The organism is Roseateles chitinivorans (assembly GCF_002761755.1).
Lineage (GTDB): Bacteria > Pseudomonadota > Gammaproteobacteria > Burkholderiales > Burkholderiaceae_C > Roseateles > Roseateles chitinivorans.
In genome coordinates this window covers 1-408 of sequence record NZ_PEOG01000251.1, presented here as the reverse complement: position 1 = coordinate 408, position 408 = coordinate 1, and the positions used below count along the sequence as shown (strand labels likewise).

At 53.9% G+C, this 408-nt stretch carries 1 protein-coding gene; it reads right to left on the bottom strand.

The genetic code is table 11. The features are described 5' to 3' along the window. Positions 1-249, bottom strand: a 249-nt coding sequence (locus CS062_RS26045; protein ID WP_199174394.1) for a DUF6950 family protein, incomplete at its 3' end; no start/stop codon positions are given. Positions 250-408: the final 159 nt, after the last annotated feature.

Genomic DNA, 408 nt, shown 5'->3' with positions numbered 1-408 from the left:
AACTTCCTCAAATTTGCTGTCAAGCGTTGCCTCAAGGCTTCCTTCACCAATATCCTTGAGTGCCTTAAGGCTGCCGCGCAAATCGGCGTAGGAGCCGCGAAACTCCTCCATAGGGTCAATGCCCGTCATGGCTTCGACGGCGCCAGCAGCGAACATGCAGCAGTCATTCACGCCATACTCAAATGGCTCTCCGCGCTTGCCAGAGATATAATCGGAAAGTTCCGCCTCCCATGTCGTTTTACGGATCATCTGAATGCCTCTCCATTAAGCAAGCCGCCACCAAAACCACCCCCAAAGCGCGTTGCCCCATCCGAAAGCCCTGCGCCAGTCGTGCCATTTGCAGCCGCGATTGCAGCCTCGCCGCTAAGGTCGCCAGAGTCGAATATGTTTTGAATAAGGTATGTTTTT